Source organism: Leptolyngbya cf. ectocarpi LEGE 11479 (assembly GCF_015207065.1).
Lineage (GTDB): Bacteria > Cyanobacteriota > Cyanobacteriia > Phormidesmidales > Phormidesmidaceae > Leptothoe > Leptothoe ectocarpi.
Window position 1 is genome coordinate 1 of record NZ_JADEXP010000390.1, and the last position, 5,986, is coordinate 5,986.

At 45.7% G+C, this 5,986-nt stretch carries 8 protein-coding genes; 3 read left to right on the forward strand and 5 right to left on the reverse strand.

The window, feature by feature from the left end; all coding sequences use genetic code 11:
* A partial coding sequence (locus IQ260_RS26495; protein WP_193996082.1) for an ATP-dependent metallopeptidase FtsH/Yme1/Tma family protein occupies nucleotides 1-1,126 on the reverse strand: 1,126 nt, incomplete at its 3' end.
* 270 nt (nucleotides 1,127-1,396) lie between these two features.
* On the opposite strand from IQ260_RS26495, the gene IQ260_RS26500 reads away from it, so the two are divergent.
* On the forward strand, nucleotides 1,397-1,870 hold the full coding sequence (locus IQ260_RS26500) for a universal stress protein (protein ID WP_193996083.1): 474 nt from the start codon (nucleotides 1,397-1,399) through the stop codon (nucleotides 1,868-1,870).
* A gap of 56 nt (nucleotides 1,871-1,926) precedes the next feature.
* Here the strand turns inward: IQ260_RS26500 and IQ260_RS26505 are convergent, their stop codons facing one another.
* The 4 genes from IQ260_RS26505 to IQ260_RS26520 form a co-directional block, all read right to left on the reverse strand.
* On the reverse strand, nucleotides 1,927-2,157 hold the full coding sequence (locus tag IQ260_RS26505) for a hypothetical protein (RefSeq protein WP_193996084.1): 231 nt from the start codon (nucleotides 2,155-2,157) through the stop codon (nucleotides 1,927-1,929).
* Nucleotides 2,158-2,290: 133 nt separating this feature from the next.
* Nucleotides 2,291-2,854: a rhodanese-like domain-containing protein gene (locus IQ260_RS26510; RefSeq protein ID WP_193996085.1), complete on the reverse strand. Its 564-nt coding sequence runs from the start codon at nucleotides 2,852-2,854 to the stop codon at nucleotides 2,291-2,293.
* A gap of 144 nt (nucleotides 2,855-2,998) precedes the next feature.
* Entirely contained in the window at nucleotides 2,999-3,697 is a 699-nt protein-coding gene (locus IQ260_RS26515) for an MBL fold metallo-hydrolase (RefSeq protein WP_193996086.1), read from the reverse strand.
* Between the two features lie 156 nt (nucleotides 3,698-3,853).
* The gene (locus IQ260_RS26520) at nucleotides 3,854-4,075 is read right to left on the reverse strand and encodes a hypothetical protein (protein WP_193996087.1); all 222 of its coding nucleotides are present in this window, start codon (nucleotides 4,073-4,075) and stop codon (nucleotides 3,854-3,856) included.
* 567 nt (nucleotides 4,076-4,642) lie between these two features.
* Between IQ260_RS26520 and IQ260_RS26525 the strand changes: the two genes are divergently transcribed.
* Together IQ260_RS26525 and IQ260_RS26530 are read left to right on the forward strand one after the other, a co-directional pair.
* Nucleotides 4,643-5,116 (forward strand): hypothetical protein, encoded by a 474-nt coding sequence (locus IQ260_RS26525; protein ID WP_193996088.1) that lies wholly within the window; start codon nucleotides 4,643-4,645, stop codon nucleotides 5,114-5,116.
* A 4-nt stretch (nucleotides 5,117-5,120) separates the two neighbouring features.
* Nucleotides 5,121-5,735, forward strand: a complete 615-nt coding sequence (locus tag IQ260_RS26530) for a M64 family metallopeptidase (RefSeq protein ID WP_193996089.1) — start codon at nucleotides 5,121-5,123, stop codon at nucleotides 5,733-5,735.
* Nucleotides 5,736-5,986: the final 251 nt, after the last annotated feature.

Consider the following 5,986-nt stretch of genomic DNA (forward strand, 5'->3'; position numbering starts at 1 on the left):
GTTTTACATCATTTCCTAAATGTACTGTTCTGGCATGGACCTGCAAAATAGCCTCTCGACCCTGGCGATCAGGGCGATCGACCACCACGCGTCGGTCAAATCGGCCTGCCCTAAGCAGTGCCGGATCTAATACTTCTGGACGGTTAGTTGCTGCTAGTAAGATCACCCCTGTGTTGGGCTCGAATCCATCCATTTCTGCCAAAAGTTGGTTCAAAGTTTGTTCCCGTTCATCATTACTAGAAAAAGGATTATTGGCGGTACGCGCCTTGCCTAAGGCATCTAGTTCGTCGATGAAAACAATGCAAGGGGCCTGTTTTTTGGCTTGCTCAAACAGATCTCTGACTCGGGAGGCCCCCACCCCTACAAACATTTCAATAAATTCTGAAGCTGAAATGCTAAAAAAGGGTACCTCTGCTTCACCTGCAATGGCACGGGCTAATAGGGTTTTGCCAGTTCCCGGTGGGCCAACTAACAAGACACCCTTAGGGATTTTGGCTCCTAATCGAGTATATTTGTGAGCATCTTTTAAAAACTCGATAATTTCTTGTAATTCTTCTTTCGCTTCATCTACACCAGCCACATCGTCAAATGTGACCTGAGTACTACCCTGGGCGTAAATACGGGCTTTACTCTTGCCCACATTGAGAGCGGCCGGTCCTTCTTGCATTCTATTAGCAAAGACTCCCCATAGCATCCATAGCAGCAGCAGGGGAAATATAAGGCTCCACAGACCAACTAACCAGTTTCGTTCATTGGCGGCTGTGGCTGTGATTTCAACACCATGTCTGCGTAAAATGCGGGCTAGATCCGGGTCATCGGGTAAGGGGGTGGTCACTGACGTTATCGCTGCAGCCTCAGTGTCTACTGTTTCTTGATCAGCAGGTGTTTTGAGCGTGTATTGAATCTGATGCTCACTAATGTTTACCTTAACGACCTGACCACTTTCAACCTGGGTGAGAAATTCACTATAGGGTACTTCCTCAGGGCGTTGTGGCATACGGGTAACTGTGAACATCATGATCAACAGCCATACCACCACCCATCCTAGATTGATGAGGGTTGATTTGAATCCAGGTGAATTCTCTTTTGTTGGATTTGAGCGAGGAGACGAGGAACGTTCTGGCATAGCATTGAGTAATTGTATCTACACAGTTGCTACAGCAACCAAAAGTTTGGTGCATCTGTCGCATGTCCTCAATGTAAAGGGTTGACTTGAGGAACTTATGAGCATGTGCCATCAAAATTGCGTCACCTTGGTGGTGGTGATAGCTTTTGTTATTTAAAGCACGTTGCTTGATTACGAAAAATAATTTGAATTAACACCTAAAGAAATTTTCACAGGGATAGATAATAATATTAATGTACCCTCTATATCATGCACTTGGATTGAGGCTCTATGTTTTCTAAGATACTTGCGCCAATTCAGACAACTATGACCGATCAAGGGGTTTTTGATCAGGCTCTAGCTCTGGCGAAACAAAATCAGGCAGGTTTGATGTTGCTCCATGTAATCTCTCCTGATATGAGAAGTACTCCAGCACTTCCCAATCCAACGTTGTACCGGTATCCAGTGATTACAGATGAGCTGATGCAGGACTATCGGCAACGGTGGGAAGATGTTGAAGATCAAGGATTAGAAATGCTCAAAGCTTTAGCGGAAAAGGCCGAAGCTGCCGGAGTAAAAGCTGAGTTTTCACAAAATGTTGGCAATACTGGTCATGTTATTTGTCATATGGCCGATAATTGGGAAGCTGATCTGATTGTTATTCGACAACCTGATCGCTCTAAACTAGATGAGCTGTTTTTGGGTAGTATCAGCAACTATGTTTTACACCATGCGCCTTGTCCAGTAATGACAATTCCATCCTGAAAAATTAACCTAAGACTTTGGTATACCTCCAGAGTCTTAGGTTTGCGTTAGCTCGATTAGGCTGAAGCGTCTGTGCTGTCTACGCTTTCCTGTGCGCGACTGAGCACGTTTTCCTGTAAGTGTTGGGCATCCTGTCGCTGCTGAGTCATTTGCTCACGTTCTTCTGCTTTGACCGATGCGATTTCATCTAAGCTTTCCACTGCCCGGTTGTGTACTTTTTCCTCTAGTTGCTCTGCTTTGTGCCGTGTTTCAGTGACATTTGTTCTTGCGTCTTTTTCGATAGTCATATTGGATCCTCTACGAACTATGCCTGTGATAATTGCGGTTCACAGCTAGAATAATCAAGCATTTTGAGGATGTTGTGAGGATGTGTTTAGAGGCAATCCTCGCGGTTGTTTAGGCACCATGGGTGATCATTCCCTAAAGAACCATGCTGCCTTTGTGGACGGCCCGTTGGTTATAGGGCAGCTTGGCCAGGAGCATGGCCATGGCACAGGTATTTGTAACGCCTGCAAACACCAACCCTGCACCTATAAACCCGCTCATTAGCAAGAACCACGGTGAGACCAAAGCACCTAGGACAGTTCCTAAAAAGACGAGAGACCCCGCCACAATTTGCACCTGACGAAACATACTGATTGGCGCATTCTTATTGACTTTAGTGGGGTAACCAGCGGCTTTCCAGGTAGGCAGTCCGCCTTGAAGATGGGCTACTTTATCAAAACCTGCTTCAAACATTTTCTGGGCAGCCTGGGCCGAGCGTTTGCCTGACTGACACTGAAGGACGATCTTGCGATCGCTCAGTGTCCATAATGTATTGGCATCAAAGCTAGACAACGGCATCAGACGAGCCCCTGGAATATGTTCAGCGGCATATTCTGCCGGTTCTCTAACGTCGAGTAATAAGGCTTCTTGATTCTCTAACCATTGCTTGAGGGTAATGACATCAATCTCTTGCAGGGGGTACTTAGGAACAACAGACATGGTGTTTCTCCTTAAGGATTGGATGGATGGCTGAGATACTAAGGAATGAGGATTTAATTATGCCGTACTTTTTGCCGTACAGGCGTTCCATGGCAACCTCTGCAGACGTATTTTTGGGATCTTATAAAATCCTTGTTCCTAAGCTTAAACTTCTGCCATAACTCTGCCGCAACTTTCGTTAGCAGGGACAGCTTCCATCATCTTTTTAGGATTGGGCAAGTTCAGCGTTTGCATAAACTCAGTAAAACTTTGTCGATTGCGACCAACAAACCGGGGATTCCACCGCTTTTCTTCGGCAATCGTCGATACGGTATGACCACGATAGTCATGTCCTGGATAAACAAGTGTGGTCTCCGGCAAGGTGAATAATCGCTGGGTAACTGAGTCGTACAGCGTACCGGCATCCCCGCTTTGGAAATCGGTGCGACCACAGCCGCGAATGAACAATGCATCGCCTGTAAGGACTCGACTGCTGTTGATTAAATAGGCCATGTGGCTATCCGTATGACCAGGCGTTGCAATGACTTCCACAAGGATGTCACCAAGAGTGATGATCTCACTGTCATCAATATGCAGATCGGCACAGCTTACTTGCGCATGGGCCGGCACAATGGCTAGACAACCTGTAGCTGCCCGCAACTCGCCCGCCCCAGTAACGTGGTCGGCATGGACGTGAGTTTCTAGACAGTAGCGTAGGGTCAAGCCTAATTCCTTAAGTAGCTTAAGGTCACGATCAACCTGTTCCCTCACGGTATCTACAAGAATTGCTTCCTTTAGCTCAGTATCCGCAATCAAATAGGTACATGTACATGATTCTGGATCAAATAGCTGTCGAAATAACATAACGTTACCTCCAGTGGCCTTACGGTTGAGATGAGCTACCGACTCTTCACCCTAAGCTTAGAGAAAGAGTGTGAGAAAGTTATGAGTCTCGCTTAGCCAACTGATGAATGAAGTCAGTAATTTGCTTGAAAACCTAACCAGCATTGAGGCAGATAGCTAACTGGTTTTGAGTGGATGATCCAAGATCCAATTTTCAATTAAGAAAATAACCACTAACAAAGCAACCTGAAGTGCTGGAGGAGAGACTCCAATCATAATCATCACGCAGGCCGTAGCGGTTAGTCCGGCAGCGATAACTTCGAATTGTTTATCAGCTGTCAGAAAGACTCTTATCGCTATGAGCAAGATTGCAGTGGCTGTAAAGAATGTGGTCCACATACTAACTTCCTCCTATTGGTTGCTAGAGGATGAAGAGAACTTAGATAGTTGAGCTAAGCTCCCACCTAAAGTATAAAAGAATAGTTTGGGGAATGCATGAGGGCCAAACAATAGCATTAATGCTTTCTAAGAGGCTGTATGAAAAGAGGTAAAGCCTGTAAAAAAGCTCACACAGTGTAGGCTAAAAGTTCTGAAGCCATTTTGGGTTGTCTATACGTTACCAGCGGCAACTCCCTCCCGTGAGATTTCCATTGATCATCGCAGTACTATGGCTGCTGAGCTAACGACGGGACTAAGCAATGGAGAATGGTAGTATTGCATCCCAGTGAGGAACTGGAGGCTGGACGCCAGGTTAAATTTCGATAATAAAACCTAATCCAGCTAGCCTTTTAATTTATGTGATTTAGATGAATTAACAATTTGAGCTGAGAGCTAAAATTAAAGTATAAAAAGGCCTTAGCTGATGGTGCGTGAAGTCATGGGCTTTGGCTGCTGGCGGGCTCACGGTAATGTAAATCCTTTAGCAGGAAAAATCTTGATAAATAGGCTAAAGAGAGGAGGGATTTTATGACTCAATCTAGGTCTCAACGCCCCATCAAAAAATCGCTTCGATTGATATTTCGATATGAAGGAGAAACCATTCAGCTTAGTGGCATCAAACGTGTCAAGACGATTGCGCCACCTTCCGATGATTTGTCTCCAGGAGAACGAGCTAGTGGGTTTTGGTACGAAGTCAGAGACAGCAGTGATCAACCCCTGTATCGGCGCATTGCCGATATGCCAAATCGCTATGCCGTAGAGGTTCGTTCGGACGATCCTGCCAGTCCTCTGACGTGGGAGACCATAAATAAACCACAAGGCCTGTTTGTGGTGCTTGTTCCTGATCTAGGAACAGCGCAAGATCTTGTGTTGTTTAGTAGTCCGATCAGGCCATTGGATATTACACCCGGTGTAGAAACCATGCAGGCCCGACAAGAATTGGAACCTGCGCAGGAAGTTGCTCGGTTTTCGCTGAGTGGGATAGAGCCTGAAAGGAGGTAATACTATGGGAAGTGGATACGTAATTGGGACTCAAAAAGTTATTGATCATGGCGCTGCCTCGGATCGGTTTAATCTTGTTCTAGTTGCCGAGGGTTTCCAGGCTGGAGAAATTGGTGATTTTTCAACTCAAGTAGAGCAATTTGTCAATTTCTTGTTTACAACTCCTCCATTCGATAGCTTAAGCAATGCCTTCAATGTGTATCGAGTTGATGTCGCTTCAACGGAGAGTGGGGCTGATGATCCTGCCGCCTGTGGTGGGACAGGAGTCACTGTGGATACATACTTCGATGCCTCTTTCTGCAATGGTAATATTCGGCGATTGTTGTTAGTAGACTCGAACAAGGTGATTAACACCGTTGATGTTGAGGTGCCAGAATGGCATCAGATCCTGGTGGTTGTGAATTCAACCATCTGGGGTGGTGCGGGTGGTTCTATTGGCACTACTTCTATCTCACCAGGATGGGAAAATATTGCCATCCATGAAATGGGGCATGCTGCTTTTGGTTTGGCAGATGAGTATGAATATTGGTCTGGTTGCAGCATTGATACTGACAATGCCTATTACACGGGCGGAGAACCTGCTGCGCCAAATGTCACTATCAATACGGATCATCTGTGACAGGTTAAACAAATGACGTAAACGTCAAGTCATCTCTTGGAAAAGGCCTCAAATCAAGTTTAGCTAAGGGTTTACGAAGTTTTTTGACCACCCCTAGGTCTTGATTTTCCACCGCTGCAAAATAGTTAGTGTCACTAATTTTTCGCCATAGCTTGGTATCGTCTCAAATAGTTCAAAGTAGGGATTTACAGCCATACTGGATGCCTACCTATGACGATCCAAGACCGGGAAGCCCAAATCCTACGAGTCAA